Genomic DNA, 14,286 nt, shown 5'->3' with positions numbered 1-14,286 from the left:
CCCTGAAGGGGCGGGAGAACCGGCCTTTCACTGGTTGTGCGACGCTCAGCAGGGGAGGGTGGTGCGACCGGCAGCGCCGGTGGCGCCTGTGGTGCCGTCCGCACTGAACGTGGCAGCGGTGCCGTTGCCACCCGGCTTGCCCGGGCACACGGGGCTGGCAGCGCCGCCGGCGCCGCCCGTACCGCCCTTGTGGCCGCCTCCCGCCGTGGCGGCGCCACCGTTGCCGGCCGCGCCGCCGGGGATACCGGTCCCCGCGTCGCCTACGCCGCCCACGCCGCCCTTGCCGCCGGTGCCATTGAATGTGGCGGCGCCACCGAACCCGCCAGTGCCGCCGTTGCCGTTGGCCCCGCCGGCGCCTCCCGCACCACCGGCGCCGCCGACGCTCAAGATGCCGTTGGCGTTGCCGCCGGCGCCACCATTGCCACCGTTGCCGTTGGCGCCGGCCGCGCCACCGGTGCCGCCCAGGCCACCGATCCCACCGTTGCTCCCCACCCCATTGGCTCCATTGACACCGGGGAACCCCAGTGCGCCGAGGCCGGTGTGGGTGCGGGCGACGCCCGCGTTGGTCTGTGCCGTTGCGGAAGCGAGGACCGGGGTAGCGGCGAGGCCGGCTACAGCGAACACGGCGACGAGAAGGCTTCGGGGGATGGCGATATTGCGCGTGAAGCGCATGAGGTACGCCTTTCGGTTGTACAGCCGAAGAAATTCTCCGACTGACAGCACCTACCCTAAGCGGGAATTTTTCGCATCACGTGACAAACGATGATCAAATGTCTCGAAATAGCTAAATTAGCTAAACATTGGCCTGTTTATGCACCGCCGCGGTCCCCACGCATGCAGGGGTGGTCTCAGGCGGGAGTTGATCGTGCCGGTGATCCCCGCGCCTACCGGGGGGATCCAGCCGTCACGACGTATCTCAGCCTCGCGTGAGTTCACCCCGGAGGCAGCCCAAGACGGCGAGGGCGAGCTGATCTTCCCGGTGGCAGCCACAGCAACACGGAAAACGATCAGTCCTGGGCGCGCTGGGTGACCGGCGCGTCCGTACGGTCCCCCAGGAACTCGTACCAGCGACGTTGCAGACATACGTAACGGGTGTCGGCCTCCACCAGCCGTACGAACGAGGCCGCCGCGTCCGCCAGGCGCTCCTGGAGGGCGGAGTCGGAGAGGTCGCCGCTATCAGTGAAGCCCTCGTGTGCCTTGGCGAGGCTGAACATGTCCGGATAGACACGGGTGCCGAGGTGTTCGAGCGGGACCCGCAGCGCCCAGAGTCCGCGGTTGCCTCCGACCATGGAGGGCGAGGCCGAGACGAGTAGCGCGTGCTTGTCCTTGAACGGTTGGGGGCGGACACGCGAGACCCAGTCGACGGCGTTCTTCAGCACTCCGGACACCGACGCGTTGTACTCGGGAGCGGAGATCACGAACGCGTCGCACGCCTCGATGCGCTCACGCAGAGCCAGCGCGCCCGGCGGCAGCCCCTCGGTCGCCTCGACGTCGCCGTCGTAGACCGGCATGGTGAAGTCCCGCATATGGGCGAGTTCGACTGCCGCGCCTGTACGTTCCACCAGCCGGGCGACGAGTGAGGCGAGGCGCCCGTTCAGGGAATCGGCGCGCAGCGAGGCCCCGAAGACGAGCACGCGTACGGGCCCGTGTCCTGGCTCGTCCCCCATCTCGTCCCCTGTGCCTGCGGCCATGGAATCGGACCTCCCCATATCGAAATATCGAACGGACGACGACGGATGACGGTGGCTCACGGGTCGCCCGCCCATCCTGGCTCTCCCCCGCACCGACGGCGACTCGGCGAGCGCATGCGGCCGACTCCGGTGGCGCGACGGGCACGAAACCCGACGATGGGAGAGAGGGCCACCCCCGAGCGGCGGGGATCCGTCCCGAGGAGGTGCCATCCCCTGTGAGTGCTTTCCCGACCGAGGACATGGAAATGACCCGGCTGCTCGTCGTCTCCGACGTCGCAGCTTCACGCAAGTGGTACGAGGAGGTACTGGGGGCGCACGTCGACCGCGAATACGAGTCCGCGTGCGTGCTGAGCATGCTGGGTGGCTGGATGCTCCTGGTCCCGGGTGGCGACCCGACCGAGGACAAGCCCACCGTGACCATGGCGCCGCCCACGGACCCCGACCGGGTCAGCGCCGAACTGATCTTTCGGGTACGTGATTGCCGCAGCGCGTATGAAACCCTCCGGGCCCGGGGGGCGGATTTCCTCGCTCCGCCGGTGGATCGCGGTTACGAGATCCGGGCGTTCTTCCGCGATCCGGACGGACACCTGTTCGAAATCAGTGAACTGGTCGCCTGATCAGGCCAATCGCACCAGCGGGTGAAGCCCCCCATCCGATGGGTTGCCGCAAGAGGGGCGGTCGGACTCGTCTGTCGCGACCGCGGCCCCCACCCGCCCTCACTCAAACCAACGCCCGCCTCAGCGTCGCACCCAGCTCCGACATCTGCCGCTGCGAAACCTCAGCCGACAGAATCGCCTGCGACCCGTGGAACGTGCCCGCCCACTGATGCAGTTCGACCGGCACACCCGCCTGCAGCAGGCGCAACGCGTAGCCGATGCCTTCGTCGCGGTTCGGGCAGAATTCGGCGGTGGCGAGATACGCGGGCGGCAGACCGGACAGGTCGGTGGCCCGCGCCGGGGCCGCGTACGGCGAAGCCGGGGTGGAACCCAGGTAGTGCCGCCACGCCGCGGTGATTTTGCTCCGGTTCATCCAGGGAGTTTCGGTGAACTGCCGTGCAGACCACGTCTCTTGGCGGTCGTCAAGCCCGGGCTGGTTCAGCAGCTGGAAGCAGATGCGCGGCCCCTGCTCGTCCCGCGCCCGCAACGCCACCGCCGCGGCGATCGCCGCACCGGCGCTGTGACCTCCCACCGCGATGCGCGCCGCGTCGATGCCGAGGTCGGCTGCGTACCCCGCCGCCCAGGTCAGCACCGCGTACGCATCGTCCAGGGCCGCCGGGAACCGGTGCTCGGGGGACAGACGGTAGCCCACCGAGATCACCACCGCGCCGGAGCCGTCCGCGAGCCGCGCGGCCCACGGGTGCTCGGTCTCCAGGTCGCCCATGACGAATCCGCCGCCGTGCAACCAGATGATCGCGCCCTGCGCTCGATGCGGCCGGTATATCCGTACCGCAACGTCTGACGCATCCGACGCATCCGACGCACCTGACACGCCTGACACCTCCGCAGGCACCGTTCGGTCCTCGACCTCCATGTGTGCGAGGTCCGGCGCCGGGATCGCGGCGGCCAACTCCGCGAAGTTCTTGCGCTCGGTGACCGGGTCGCTCAGGTCGGCCCGGGGGAACAGCGGGATGAATGCTTCGAGTTCGGGGTCCATGTTCATGTCCATGTCGGCCATCCTCGCCGCCGCCACCCACCAAGGTCATCCGCCATACGTCGGGCAACTCGCCCCGATCACGCACCGATCGGCGCCCACCCACCGGCCTGCCTGCCAGCACCTATCCTCCTGTCATGGAGGCACTGGCCATACGGCTGTCGCAACTGGACTCGCACGTCGAAGGCGCGATCCGCGTCGTCATGTTCTACGACACCCTCATGCGCCGACGGGTGGACCTCCCGGCGCTCGCACGGGCCTCCGCAGGCCTCGCCGAGTGCGTGGCCGGAATTCGGCTCCACAGTGCCGGGCGGCCCATGCGGCTCTCGCCCGACGGCAGAGAGGCGACCACTCCGCCGCGGCCCGCGTCCACCAAAGTGCCGATCACACTCGACGAGGAGGAGATCGGCGCGGTGTGGCTGGAGCGCCCCGGCCCTCCCGGCTCGCTCGACGAAGTACTGCTCGACCGGCTCGCCATCGCCGCCGCGGCGGTCGTCGAGAGGTACGGTCCGGCCCGCACCACCATGGCCGACCCCGCGCTCGTCGAGCTGGTGGTCAGCACCGACAGCGACGAGGCGTCCAGAGCCCGTGCGCTACGGCTCCTGGGCTTCGCCGCCGAACTGCCGGTCCACGTCGCCGCCGTACGGTCGCGGCTTCCGCTCGACCAGGTCGCCGGCCTGCTCTGCCCGGACCGCCCGGTGAAGGCCGCACCGATCGGCGACGTGGGCGTCGTCCTGGCCACCACCCTGGACCCGACCCGCTTCCCCGCAGGCGTACGCGCGGGCATCGGCGCCGCCGCAACCCCCGACCGGTCCTGGCGCGAAGCCCGCACCGCCCTCCGCTTCACCACCCCACGCCAGCCGGTCGTCCACTACGACGGCCTGGGGGCGTTGGCCCTGCTCGCCCAAGTACCCCAGGACGCCGCGCGGGACAACGCCGACGTGGCCGCGGTCGCCCGAATCGCCGCCAACCCAGACGATCTGGAGACTCTCGACGCCTACTGCGCCACCGGCTCGCTCCGCCGGGCCGCCGACCGTCTCCATCTGCACCACAGCAGCGTCTCCCGCCGACTCGAACAGATCGGAAGGACCCTGGGCCTCGAACTCACCGAGCCCACCGGACTGATACGGGCAAGGCTCGCCCTCACCGCATGGCAGCTACTCGACGAGTAGCCGCACCCGCCTCAGCCCCGTAACCCGCACCACCCCTCCCCCACCACATCTGGCGCAATCACAACTCCCGTTCCCCATACCCCCGTTGTAGAGTCCGGCCGCAACTGTCTACGGGGGGTGGGCGCGGTGCGAGGTAAGCCGGATCTCGGTGTGCCGGAGGAAGACGGGCTGGCCACGCTCGCCGGTGACCTCCATGACATGCAGAGCCACCTCGACAAACAGGTGCGCCGCATGGACGGCATCGTCGACCGCATCGAGGCCGGGTGGCGCAGTCCCGCCTCGGCCGCCTACCGCGACCTGCACCGCGGTGCGGCCAAGGACGCCGTGCGGATACGGGCGATCCTCGCCGTCATCGAAGAAGCCGTCCGGCTCGGCCGGGACGGGTTCAGTGAGCAGGATCTCGCCGTCCTCGCGCAGATGCGGCAGATCCAGGACCACATCGACGTCGCCCGCGAAGCCGACGCCCTCCAGGCCCCCGCCCCAACCCCCGGCCCGCACAGCGGCATCAGCGACCTGTGACAGCCGCTACCCCGCGCGCGCCCCCACCGTCCAGACACCCAGGGAGGGCCCACCCTCATGTCCGTCCCGGACGACCACATAGCCGTACGATTCAGCGCCCTGCGCGAGCTCGCCGGTGAGCTGGAGGACATCCTCAAGCAACTCAACGAGAAGCTGGGCACGTTGTACACCCGTACCGAGAAGGTCGTGCTCACCTGGGACGGTGAGGCCCGCGACGCCTTCGTCGCCGAACTCGACCGCTGGGACCGCGACATGCAGGACCTCCAGGCCCGGCAGGCCTGGCTCCACGAAGTCGTGACCACCGGACACGCCAACTACGCGGCGGCCCATCTGGCCGTCCTGCGGGGCTGGGGCGCCGCCTGATGGCCGTGCCCGCCACCGTAGCCACCGCGGCCACACCCAGCGGCGGCTTCGACGTCACCCCCAGCCAGCTCTACCGTGCCTCGGACGACATCGCCGTCCAGCAGGACCTCTTCCACAAAGCCGCCGACCACTTCATCGACGAACTGGAGAAACACCCCGACTGCGGCGGCTTCGGCACAGCCGCCCAGCAGTTCGCGGAGGCCTACACCAAAGTCGCCAACCGACTCCTTGAGGTGTGGGCCAAGTCCGTCGTCAGCATCGGCGGCGTGGCCGTCGGGTTCACCACCACGGCCAACAACTATGCCGCCGCCGACATGGCCACCCAGCCCACCGGCCCGTCGGGCAACGCGTCGCTCCCCCATCACCAACTGCCGCCGATCATCGACAGACCGCCGCAGTACCGTCAGGTGCCCGGCCTCAAGTGGGGCTCCCACGACGACGCGCAGGAGTTCATCGACAGCGCCCTGCACCACGTCGAGGCCGTCTTCCTCGCCGTACTGCGCCCCGTCCTGGAGCACGCCTGCCGGTTCGGGAAGGCCGCCACCATTCTTCCGCTGCCCAACCATCAGCGGCTGCGCGACGTCTCCCAGGCGTGGGCCCTCCCGGGCATGGCGGCCGGCACCGCCGACGGCAACCTGATCAACGTGCTCTCCGGGATCACCGACCAGACGAACACCGGCTGGTACACCGCCATGCGCCAGTTCTGCAGCTCGGTCTGGGGCACCACCGCCTGGGGCACCTACCGCGACGGCTACGTCTGGTCCCACGACCAGGCCAACAACACCGGTATGTCCCATCCCATCCTGGCCGTGATCAACGACACCTGCGGTGTGATGGGCCAGGCGCTGGAGGCCTATGCCCAGGCCGCCGAGGACGTACGCCACGACCTCCACGAGCTCTACCGCAAGGCCGTGCTCAAGGCGTTGCCGCACATCAGCTCCCACAACCCGTTCAAGGCGTTGAAGGATCTCGTCAAGAGCACGGCCAAGTCGCTGCAGGAACTGTCCGTCGGCATCGTCCTGGAAATCGACGAGCACGCGATGAACGAGGTCGTCGAGGCCTACAACAACCGCGTCACCCGGCAGATACCCGAGCTGAACAAGCTCATGGCGGCGCTCGACGAGGCCTATCTGAGCGCGCCGGAGTTCCGTAAGGAAGAGGCGCGCGCCGAGGCGTTCGGGGCCCGCGCGCTCACCGAATTCAAGGGCGACCCGCTCTACACCGTCGCCGGTGACGACGAGAGCAACCACACCTTCCCGGTGGACCTCGCCAACCAGGAAGGCCTCAGCGGCGCCCACGTCATCGACCGGCACGTCGGGCTGACCGACGAGCAGCTGGGACAGCGGCTGCGCGACGCCCCCGGCTCCAACCCGAACTCCCCCGCCAAGGCGTCGACGTTCGCGGACCTCGCCACGGCCCAGCGTCTGACCCAGGCGGTGCTCGACGACCCCGCCAACCAGCAGAGGCTCCAGAACTACCTGGCCAACAATCCCTCACCGCCGTCCAAGCGGGAACTGGGACTGGTCTTCCCCCAGCCGACCGGAACGACCTGGGTACAGGGCGACCCGGCGCCGCACGCCTCGATGAACGTGATCGTGGTCATACGGCCGGTCCCCGGCGGGCACCCCCCGTACGTCGTCCTCACCGCCATGCCGTCCGACCGCCAGCCCCCGCCGTGAGCATGAGCCGTGCATACGTACGCACGGTCGCGGTAGGTCATCGCCCCGCCACGTGATAGGCAGTCACCCATGCGAACCCGCTCCGCCACGTACACCGACCGCGCCACCGCACAGTGGGCCACCCAGGAGGTCGTGACGCGCAACGAGCAGGTGATCCACCGCTGGCTCGCCCAGTCGACGCGGCAGCGGCTCACCATCGAGGCAGGCTGGCCCTCCCGGCCCGAGCCCGTCGGGCGCGTCCTGCTCCAGGCGATGATGCTGGCCGGCCGCGAGCCCGTCGACGTCCGTGCCGCGCGCGTCGTCCTCAAACGCAGCGACACGAGCCCCCACGGTTTCACCGTCCACGCCACCTTCCCCATCTACCTCTGAGGCCGACCGTGCCCCTGAAGCCCCTGCAACACGACCGGCAGTACGGCGAGTTGGACCAGGTCCTGCGCGCCTACCTGGGCATGCCCGCCGACGACAGCCCGGAACGGCGCAGTGCGGCCCTGGACGCCTATCTCCGTCACACCTGGCACACCCGGCCCTGGGCAATGGCCACCGCGGAGTCCCAGCTGCGCGAGTACGCCCGCAACCCGCCCGGCCGGCTCCGCCGGCGCCTCGGCGAGTTCTACCCCGTACCCGACACCGACCTCCCCGGCGGGGACGTCCAGAGCTGGCTGCTGGTCCTCGCCGACCACCTCCGGCAGAGCATCGAGGACGGCGAGCTGCCGCCACCGGGCGCTCCCCTGACCCACTGGGAGTGGCACGCCCGGTTCCCCGAGCTCGCCCAGCTCCTCGGCGGCTGGTTCTCGCAGGACATGCCGGACGAGTTCGCCGACCACGACGCGGCACTCCGGGACTATCTGGACACCACCGACCGTTCGCTGGTCGCCAAGGCGGCCGGGGAGGTCCACGAAGTCCTCGCCCTCCGCCTCGGCGAGACCGACTACGCCCTCGCCGTCGCCGAACTGGGGATGGAGGTCGACCCACCGGCCCCGTACACCCCGCCCGCCTGGCTCCAGCACCTCGCGGACAGACTGTCCTGACATGAGACACCACTTCAGCTGGGGCGAGGTCTTCGAGCGCAGCGACCTGCTCGCCGACAACGGCGACTGGGACGGGCTGATCCGGCTCTACGACGCGCTCGGCTCGGCGCTCGACTCGGCGCTCGCCGACCGCCCCTCCCCCGACGACGAGCGCGAACTGCGCCAGTGCCGGGCCCGGGTGGCGCGGGTGGCGATGTTCGAGCTGCCCGCCGCGCGAGCCGCGGACGCCGTTCGGATCCTGGTGCGGGAGTACGAGGACGGGCTGCCCCACTCCGGCGCGCTGTGGGAGACGCTGGCCCATGTCCGGACCTGGCAGGAGGTCGGCCCGCACCTGCGCCACCCGCTGCTGCGGCACCTCGTGGCGCACGCGCGGGTGCTGCGCGGGGAGGACCTCTCCCTGGCCGACGGCCTCGATCCGGCGGCGTACGGCGGCGTACCTCTGTCGCTCGCGCCCTGGGAAGCGGAGTCCTGGGATGTGGCGCAACATCCCAGCTCGTCGGGGCGCAGCAGTGGTGCCACAGCCATCGCCTCGCTCTCCGCCGTCGGGCGCGAGGGCCGCGTGCGGCTCCCCCCGACCACCGGTGGAGCCGTACCGGTGACGACCCCGCCCGAGCCCCTGGCGCCAGGCGCTCCGACGTACTGCTTCGCGGGGATCTCCGGGCCCGTGCGGTGCGGGGTGGAACAGGCCGCCGCCCGGTTCCTCAGTGGGCTCCCCGCCGGTGAGCGGCCCTCCTACGCGACGCCCATCCCGTTCGCGGCCGCCTACCCCGACCTGGTGCTGGCACTGGGCGGCAGCAGCGCGTACGGGACGGTGGCGTCCACGGCACTCGGCCGTATCGCCGTATGGCGGATGCTCAGGGGGTTCGCCGGGCTGTCCGAGGCGGCGCCCGCGGTGGACGTCTCCGCGTTCGTCGCCGGGCTCACCTGTGTGACCTGGGAGCTGCCGAGCGACGAGATCTGGTTCCTGCACCTGGCGCTGGGACATGGCAACCACGGTGGCCGGAGCACCAGTTGGATCGTCGACGGGCAGGATGTCGACTGACACGGGCGGTGGTCCGCGCCGATGCGGGCGCGTCCGCCGTCACCGGCTCCGCAGCGAAAACGTATGCCCAGCCGGGTCGGAGTACAGCCTGGTGTCGTACAGCCCGCCGTTGTCCTTCGTGTCCAGCGGGCGGCCGCCCAGCGTGATCACCTGGCGCTCGACCGCGTCCATGTCCTCCCGGCCCACCAGCAGCTCCAGATGTGCCTGCTGGGAGTCGTCGGGGCGGGGCCAGCTGTTGGGGGCCGCGCCGTGGTCTCGGCGGAAGGCCATCCTCGTACCGCCGCGACCGGTGATCTCCACACGCTCGGTCCCGCGCTCCACGGGCGGATCGGCGCCGAGCAGCCTGGCGTAGAACTCTGCGAGCGCCTCCGGCTCGGCGCAGTCGAGGGCGAGGACCGCCGCCTCCACCAGGCCGGTCGACTCCGTCGTCACCTTCTTCGACAAGGCTTCCATCTCAACTCCCCTTGATCCTCCGCGCCTCAGTAGTAGCGGCGGTCCTCTTCGACCACGTGCGCGGCAGGGGGAGGCGCCTGGAGCCGCCGACGCTTGAAGATGCTGACGTAGGCGGCCGTTCCTATGATGCCGACGGCCATCAGCACGAGACCGGCCACATGGATGTTCATGCCCTGCACATGCCAGTCGACCGCGAACGTGAGAATCGCTCCGGCCCCGATCAGCAGAATGCATCCGCCCAGACCCATGGCTGTACCTCCGAACTCGACTGCACGTACGGTCGGTTGGTACGAGTGCCCCTGAGCGCCCGCCTGACACCCACGGGCCGCGCCACGTCGATGTACGCGTCGGTGCCCCGGCCGTGTCGTACGGCCGGGGCACCGAGGTAGCGGGATCGGTCAGCGCGCTCCCGCCAGCAGACGCGCCGCGATCGTCGCCAGGCGCTGGCCCTGGTAGCGAGCCGCGACCAGCGTCTCCTCGGAGACGGCGTCGGCGCCCGCGTGCGCCGTGCCGTACGGGTTGCCGCCCGCGCCGTAGACGACCGGGTCCGTGTAGCCGGGCGCGACGATGATCGAGCCCCAGTGGTGGAACGTGTTGTACAGCGCGAGCGTCGTCGACTCGTTGCCGCCGTGCGCGTTGTGGGCGCTGGTGAAGCCGGTGGCGGGCTTGTCCGACAGCGCGCCCTGCTGCCACAGGCCGCCCGTGGTGTCGATGAACTGCTTCAGCTGCGCGGCGATGTTGCCGTATCGGGTCGGCGAGCCGAGCGCGTACGCGTCCGCCCACGCCAGGTCGTCGAGCGTGGCGATGTCGACGTCCTTGGTGGCCTCGACGTGCTCGCGCCAGGCCGGGTTGGCATCGATGGCGGAGTCCGGGGCGAGCTCGGGGACCCGGCGCAGCCGGACCTCGGCGCCGGCCTTCTCCGCCCCCTCGGCGACCGCCTTGGCGAGCTGGTGGACGTTGCCGGTGGACGAGTAGTAGATGACCGCGACCTTGGCGCTCATGACGAGGCCCTCCCAAGCAGAGATCGTTAAGACAGTAGCGGCGAACCGGATAGCTATCCGGTTCTGCCTTCGAGTGCGAGTAAAGCGGATAGCAATCCACTTTGCAAGCGGTCCCAGCGGTCCGAGCGGCCCAAGCGATCCCGGGCACCTCCCCCTACGGCTCCCTCGATCGAAACGGATACGTATCCGAGGCATCCGCTAGCCTCGGACCATGACCCGCATCGAACTCGCCGTCACGGGCCAGGCCCCACCCGAGCGCGCCGACGCCGCTCGCAACCGCCGGAAGATCCTCGACGCGGCGGCCCGTCTGGTCGCGGAGCAGGGGCCCCAGGCCGTCACCATGAACGCGGTGGCGCACGCCGCCTGCATGGGCGTCGGTACGGTCTACCGGCGGTTCGGCGACGTGAGTCAGCTCCTCTTCGCCCTCCTGGACGACAGCGAGCAGCGCTTCCAGCAGTCGTTCCTGACCGGCCCCCCGCCGCTCGGCCCGGGCGCCCCGCCCGCCGACCGGCTGCGCGCCTTCCTGCACGCGCTCGCCGACCGGATCGTGGACCAGCGCGAGATCATGCAGATGGCGGAGGCCGCGTCACCGAGCGCGCGCTACAGCAGCGGGGTATACGCGACGCTGCACACCCATGTGTCGGTCCTCCTGCGCGAGGCGCGGCCCGAGGCGGACACGACGCTCCTGGCTCATCTGCTGCTCGCCCCCTTCGTACCCAGCCTGTTCGAGCACCTCACGGTCGGTCGGGGAGTGACGCCGGAGCGCATCAAGGCGGGCATCGACGATCTGCTCGGAGTGGAACGCGGGCCGGCCCACACCACCGGCGACGCTTCCTGACGGCCCATCAAGCCGGTCGGCGGATCCCGTCGACCGAGTCGGTCGACCGAGTCGGCCAAACCAGTGGGTCATATGCCAACGCATCATGTTCAAGGGCTACTTGTGCCGGGCATGCACACACCGGAGGCCCCGGTTCTGAACACATAAGGCCGGGCGTCTCCACGGTTCCACCGCACGTCGTCCCCCGCACCCCTCCCTACGTCCGCCTCCGGTCTGGCGGGTCGCCTCAACCGAGGTGAGCACATGATCACCGTTCTTCCGGACTTCGCTCCGCCATCGCGCGTCTACCGCATGCACGGACACACCGTCCTGGCCCTCTGCGGCGAGATCGACATCGCCACCGCCGTCGCGGTCGTCCCCTACCTGGAGGCGGTGACCGCCCCGTACGAACCCAAAGTCGTGATCGATCTGACGGCGGTCACCTTCTTCGACTGCTCCGGCCTGCGGCTGCTCAGCTCCGCCCGCCGCCGCGTGGCCGCCCGGCACGGCAGCCTCACCGTGGTGTGTGCGCACCCGTTCACTCTCCGGGTTCTGGCGCTCTCGGGCCTGGGCGCCGTGCTGCACCTGGTTCCCACCCTGGAGGAGGCCGTCCTGGTCGCACCCGGGTGACACTGGAGGAGGAATCGACAAGGGGGACTCGACAAGGAGGCCGCCCATGAGCATCCCCGCGCTCCCCCGGCTCACCAGCGCCCTGGCGGACGAGCACCGCAACCGCCTCACCGACCTCGCCCACGAGGTCGACTTCCCCTCCGGAACGCGCCTCTTCAACGAAGGCGGCCACGCCGACCGGTTCTGGGTCCTGCGCTCGGGCACGGTCACCCTCGACATGCATATCCCCGGCCGACGCCCGGCCGTGATCGAGACGCTCGGCTCGGACGAACTGGTGGGCTGGTCCTGGCTGTTCCGGCCCTATGTGTGGCAGCTGGGCGCCGAGGTCAAGACGCCCGTACGCGCCTTCGAGTTCGACGCCGAGGCCGTACGCACCCTGATGGAATCCGACGCGGCGTTCAGCGCGGCGGTCAGCGGCTGGGTGGGCCGCGTCCTGGCCCACCGACTGCACGCGGCCCGCACCCGGCTGCTCGATCTGTACGCCCCGTACGGCAGCGGAAACGCCATGTGACCGCCGCTGCGGCTGAGAGCCTGTCTTTGAACCCCCGTCGTCCGCCCGGAGGGCGGGCGCAGCGGCGGTCGGTGCGTGCGATCGGTGTGCGGGGTCCCAGGTCATGTGGCGGAGCCACCTGTCCTGGGACCCCGTGCGCCGAGCGTGCGTGCCGGGCGTCGGGGCGCAGGCGGGGGTTCAAAGACAGGCTCTCAGCCCTCGCGCCGGGTGCCCTCGGCCACCGGGTACGGCACGAACGTCGTGCTGTTCTCGTCGATCGCGAGGGGGCGGCCCAGTGGCGGGACCGCGCGCTGGGGGCAGTCCAGGCGTTCGCACATGCGGCAGCCCATGCCGATGGGGGTCGCCGCGGACGCGTTGTCCAGGGCGAGGCCGTCGGAGTAGACCAGGCGGGAGGCGTGGCGCAGCTCGCAGCCGAGGCCGATCGCGAAGGTCTTGGCGGGCTCGCCCCACCCGCCGCGGTGCCGGGTGACCGTGCGGGCGGTCCACAGATAGCGCTGCCCGTCGGGCATGGCGGCGATCTGCACATGGATCCGGCCGGGCGACGCGAACGCCTCGTACACGTTCCACAGCGGGCAGGTGCCGCCGCTGCGGGAGAAGTGGAAGCCGGTCGCCGACTGGCGCTTGGACATGTTGCCGGCCCGGTCGACGCGCACGAACGAGAACGGCACACCCCGGGCACGCGGCCGCTGGAGCGTACTCAGGCGGTGGCAGACCGTCTCGTGGCCGAGGCCGAAGCGGTCGCCGAGCCGCTCGATGTCGTAGCGGACCTCTTCGGCCGCGGCGTGGAAGGTCCGGTACGGGAGGATCAGCGCGGCGGCGAAGTAGTTGGCGACGCCGATGCGGGCGAGCGGCCAGGCCGGGGCCGCCGGGTCGAAGTCCTCGGCGGCGTGCCGGGACAGCTCGTCGGCGTATTCGAGCAGGGCGAGCTGGGTGGCGAGGCGGAACGCCTGCTGGCCGGGGCGCAGTCGCGGGGACAGATACAGGGCCCGAGTCGCCGGGTCGTAGCGGTGCAGCCGGTCGCCGTCCTCGGTCACCAGGCGGACGCCGTGGCGGTCCGCGAGGCGCGCGGCGAGCGCCTGGCGGACCTCGCCGGGGCGGATGCCGATCGCGGCGGCCAGCTCCTCGGCGGCCAAGTCCACGTCGTGGAGGTAGTTCTGTCGGCGGTAGAAGAAGTCGCGGATCTCCTCGTGCGGGGTGCGGGCCGCGACCGGCGGCGCCGTGTCGTCGCGCCCGTCGGCCAGTTCGGCCAGCCGCTCGGTCAGGTCCTGGTTGCGTCTGCTCAGGTCCAGGAGCACCTCGGCGACGGCCGGGAGCCGGCCCGCCAGATCGGCGAGGTCGGAGGGCGAGACGCGGGCGGCGGACACCTGGTCGGCCATGGCCTCACGCAGTCCGGCGAGCAGCCGGGTGGTGTCGTGCTCGGAGAAGAACGACGGGTCGACGCCGAACGCCTCGGTCAGCCGCAGCAGTACGGGCACGGTCAGCGGGCGCGAGTCGTGCTCCATCTGGTTCAGATAGCTCGGCGAGATCGCGAGCAGCCTGGCCAGCTCGGCCTGGTTGAGCCGCCGCTCCTCGCGCAGCCGCCGAAGCCGCGCCCCGGCGTACGTCTTGCTCACCGCGTCCCCCTTCGCGTGCGGGCGGCCGTACGCACCCCGCGAGCCGATCGGACGCGATCAGCGTAACTCACGGGCGGCTTCGCAAAGTTGGCGGATCGGGGCGGAAAGATTCGCACA

18 protein-coding genes are annotated in these 14,286 nt (G+C 70.7%); 11 read left to right on the top strand and 7 right to left on the bottom strand.

Annotation, left to right across the window (positions count from 1 at the left end; translation table 11 throughout):
- Positions 1-45 precede the first annotated feature (45 nt).
- Complete coding sequence (locus tag OG965_RS34085) at positions 46-672, bottom strand: hypothetical protein (protein ID WP_371655904.1); 627 nt, start codon at positions 670-672, stop codon at positions 46-48.
- A gap of 335 nt (positions 673-1,007) precedes the next feature.
- Positions 1,008-1,691, bottom strand: coding sequence for an NADPH-dependent FMN reductase (locus tag OG965_RS34080; protein ID WP_371655903.1), 684 nt, complete (start codon positions 1,689-1,691; stop codon positions 1,008-1,010).
- A gap of 215 nt (positions 1,692-1,906) precedes the next feature.
- On the opposite strand from OG965_RS34080, the gene OG965_RS34075 reads away from it, so the two are divergent.
- Positions 1,907-2,308, top strand: coding sequence for a VOC family protein (locus OG965_RS34075; RefSeq protein ID WP_371655902.1), 402 nt, complete (start codon positions 1,907-1,909; stop codon positions 2,306-2,308).
- Positions 2,309-2,411: 103 nt separating this feature from the next.
- Here the strand turns inward: OG965_RS34075 and OG965_RS34070 are convergent, their stop codons facing one another.
- Positions 2,412-3,344, bottom strand: a complete 933-nt coding sequence (locus OG965_RS34070) for an alpha/beta hydrolase (RefSeq protein ID WP_371657138.1) — start codon at positions 3,342-3,344, stop codon at positions 2,412-2,414.
- A 134-nt stretch (positions 3,345-3,478) separates the two neighbouring features.
- Here OG965_RS34070 and OG965_RS34065 point away from each other — a divergent pair, with 134 nt between their 5' ends.
- The 7 genes from OG965_RS34065 to OG965_RS34035 all read left to right on the top strand — a co-directional run bounded on the left by OG965_RS34065 (position 3,479) and on the right by OG965_RS34035 (position 9,144).
- Positions 3,479-4,513: a PucR family transcriptional regulator gene (locus tag OG965_RS34065; protein WP_371655901.1), complete on the top strand. Its 1,035-nt coding sequence runs from the start codon at positions 3,479-3,481 to the stop codon at positions 4,511-4,513.
- A 150-nt stretch (positions 4,514-4,663) separates the two neighbouring features.
- Positions 4,664-5,032, top strand: a complete 369-nt coding sequence (locus OG965_RS34060; protein ID WP_371655900.1) for a WXG100 family type VII secretion target — start codon at positions 4,664-4,666, stop codon at positions 5,030-5,032.
- Between the two features lie 57 nt (positions 5,033-5,089).
- A complete protein-coding gene (locus OG965_RS34055; protein ID WP_371655899.1) occupies positions 5,090-5,395 on the top strand; it encodes a WXG100 family type VII secretion target in 306 nt (101 codons plus the stop codon).
- Between the two features lie 5 nt (positions 5,396-5,400).
- Positions 5,401-7,074 (top strand): RNase A-like domain-containing protein, encoded by a 1,674-nt coding sequence (locus OG965_RS34050; protein ID WP_371655898.1) that lies wholly within the window; start codon positions 5,401-5,403, stop codon positions 7,072-7,074.
- A 69-nt stretch (positions 7,075-7,143) separates the two neighbouring features.
- On the top strand, positions 7,144-7,443 hold the full coding sequence (locus OG965_RS34045) for an RNase A-like domain-containing protein (protein WP_371655897.1): 300 nt from the start codon (positions 7,144-7,146) through the stop codon (positions 7,441-7,443).
- A gap of 8 nt (positions 7,444-7,451) precedes the next feature.
- On the top strand, positions 7,452-8,102 hold the full coding sequence (locus tag OG965_RS34040; RefSeq protein ID WP_371655896.1) for a contact-dependent growth inhibition system immunity protein: 651 nt from the start codon (positions 7,452-7,454) through the stop codon (positions 8,100-8,102).
- A gap of 1 nt (position 8,103) precedes the next feature.
- Positions 8,104-9,144 (top strand): hypothetical protein, encoded by a 1,041-nt coding sequence (locus OG965_RS34035; protein WP_371655895.1) that lies wholly within the window; start codon positions 8,104-8,106, stop codon positions 9,142-9,144.
- A gap of 39 nt (positions 9,145-9,183) precedes the next feature.
- Here the strand turns inward: OG965_RS34035 and OG965_RS34030 are convergent, their stop codons facing one another.
- The 3 genes from OG965_RS34030 to wrbA all read right to left on the bottom strand — a co-directional run bounded on the left by OG965_RS34030 (position 9,184) and on the right by wrbA (position 10,598).
- Positions 9,184-9,597, bottom strand: a complete 414-nt coding sequence (locus OG965_RS34030) for a VOC family protein (protein WP_371655894.1) — start codon at positions 9,595-9,597, stop codon at positions 9,184-9,186.
- Between the two features lie 26 nt (positions 9,598-9,623).
- Positions 9,624-9,845 carry a hypothetical protein gene (locus OG965_RS34025; RefSeq protein ID WP_371655893.1) on the bottom strand — a complete coding sequence of 74 codons (222 nt, stop codon included), beginning with the start codon at positions 9,843-9,845 and terminating at the stop codon, positions 9,624-9,626.
- A gap of 150 nt (positions 9,846-9,995) precedes the next feature.
- The gene (gene wrbA, locus OG965_RS34020) at positions 9,996-10,598 is read right to left on the bottom strand and encodes an NAD(P)H:quinone oxidoreductase (protein WP_371655892.1); all 603 of its coding nucleotides are present in this window, start codon (positions 10,596-10,598) and stop codon (positions 9,996-9,998) included.
- A 211-nt stretch (positions 10,599-10,809) separates the two neighbouring features.
- Here wrbA and OG965_RS34015 point away from each other — a divergent pair, with 211 nt between their 5' ends.
- The 3 genes from OG965_RS34015 to OG965_RS34005 all read left to right on the top strand — a co-directional run bounded on the left by OG965_RS34015 (position 10,810) and on the right by OG965_RS34005 (position 12,556).
- Complete coding sequence (locus OG965_RS34015) at positions 10,810-11,436, top strand: TetR/AcrR family transcriptional regulator (protein ID WP_371655891.1); 627 nt, start codon at positions 10,810-10,812, stop codon at positions 11,434-11,436.
- A gap of 243 nt (positions 11,437-11,679) precedes the next feature.
- Positions 11,680-12,045 carry an STAS domain-containing protein gene (locus tag OG965_RS34010; RefSeq protein ID WP_371655890.1) on the top strand — a complete coding sequence of 122 codons (366 nt, stop codon included), beginning with the start codon at positions 11,680-11,682 and terminating at the stop codon, positions 12,043-12,045.
- Positions 12,046-12,091: 46 nt separating this feature from the next.
- On the top strand, positions 12,092-12,556 hold the full coding sequence (locus OG965_RS34005) for a Crp/Fnr family transcriptional regulator (RefSeq protein ID WP_371655889.1): 465 nt from the start codon (positions 12,092-12,094) through the stop codon (positions 12,554-12,556).
- Between the two features lie 191 nt (positions 12,557-12,747).
- Here OG965_RS34005 and OG965_RS34000 read toward each other — a convergent pair whose 3' ends face one another.
- Positions 12,748-14,169, bottom strand: a complete 1,422-nt coding sequence (locus tag OG965_RS34000; protein ID WP_371655888.1) for a short-chain fatty acyl-CoA regulator family protein — start codon at positions 14,167-14,169, stop codon at positions 12,748-12,750.
- Positions 14,170-14,286 lie beyond the last annotated feature (117 nt).

The sequence above is a fragment of the Streptomyces sp. NBC_00224 genome, from assembly GCF_041435195.1.
GTDB lineage: Bacteria > Actinomycetota > Actinomycetes > Streptomycetales > Streptomycetaceae > Streptomyces.
This window is presented reverse-complemented; position numbering and strand designations above follow the sequence as displayed.